Origin of the sequence: Kocuria sp. CPCC 205263 (assembly GCF_040981075.1) — a bacterium.
GTDB lineage: Bacteria > Actinomycetota > Actinomycetes > Actinomycetales > Micrococcaceae > Kocuria > Kocuria rosea.
The window spans coordinates 1-1,258 of record NZ_JAVKPV010000036.1 but is presented as its reverse complement, the minus strand read 5'-3'; the positions used below and the strand labels follow the sequence as shown (position 1 = coordinate 1,258).

The following is a 1,258-nucleotide window of genomic DNA, read 5'->3' as shown; positions in this document are numbered from 1 at the left end:
TATTTTTCTCATTTCCAGCCATTTTCTTCCGTTCTGTGATGAACTTCGGTGTTGCATTAGCCTCTCGCTTCCCAAAAGTGTCCTTTCTTGGAAGCTCCCCTTTATAAAACCTCTTCCTGTAATTATTTGGCGTATCATAGCCGATAGCATAACATGGTCTTTTCTCATTGTAATAATCCACGTATGCGTCCAAGGCCTCCTCGAACTCCTTTCTTGAATTACATGTCTCAATCTTGAAGTCTATGAACAATTCCTCTTTTATCCATCCGTTGAGGGATTCGTTCACAGGGTTGTCTGTAGGCTTTCCTGCCCTGGACATAGACCTCACAATCATCGTGTCCTTTATCAGCTCATTATAGGCGAGCGAAGCATACACGCTACCTTGGTCCGTATGAAGAACAGTTGGCTCATCTGTGCCCTTCAACAGGTTGATGACATCATTTAGCCCATCAATGTACTGGTCTCTATGTCCACGTCTCTCAGCCACATGCCACGTTAGGATTTCTTTCGTAAAGACATCGAAATACATGGTCAACTCAAAGAAGAACCAAGAGTATTTGATGACTGTCATGTCAGAGACGATAACTTGTCGAGGTCTGTCTACCGTGTCCCACGTGGAATAAATGAGGTTGGGGTACTTATCCTTTACCTTACGTGGTTTGTAATGTATCTTGTGTCTCGTTTGTGACTGAATACCAAGATATTGGAAGCATTTATAAGAGAAATTGTCGCTGATACTCAACTGTAAATTGATTCTTATGTACGCCGCCACCCACCTGTAGCCATGTGTAGGGTGTTCCGAGTGTATGTCCTCAACCACACCCACCATGAACTCACGATTGATCTCACGGGATGAAGGCTCTCTTCTAAGCCACTTGTAATACCCCGACCGACTTACTCCCATCATCTTGCAGATATCCTTGACAGGATACTCGTGCGATAGCATGTCCACTATTTTGAACTCTTCATTTTTAAACGAACATACTCCGTTTGCCCATCCTCGTTCTGCCTCACCAGATATTTTTTTTTGAGCCGTTCATTCTCAATACGCAAGCGTAGGATTTCTCGCTTATACCCCTCCTTGGTTTTGTCAATGCCCTCAGGAAGTATGTTCCCAATCTCAGCATCAGCACGAGCCAACCCCTCTATGCCTGCTTCTTCATATTGCTTCAGCCACTTCTTAAAAGAAGTTTCCGAGACATTGTTTGCCCTGCAGAAATCACCGAGCTTAACTTTGGAGTTTCCCTTGAACTTACGA

Annotated in this window: 2 protein-coding genes; both read right to left on the bottom strand. The window is 44.0% G+C overall.

Annotation, left to right across the window (positions count from 1 at the left end; translation table 11 throughout):
- Positions 1–946, bottom strand: a 946-nt coding sequence (locus RF647_RS18990) for an IS3 family transposase (RefSeq protein WP_368813093.1), incomplete at its 3' end; no start/stop codon positions are given.
- Positions 947–951: 5 nt separating this feature from the next.
- A partial coding sequence (locus RF647_RS18985) for a helix-turn-helix domain-containing protein (RefSeq protein WP_368813092.1) occupies positions 952–1,258 on the bottom strand: 307 nt, incomplete at its 5' end.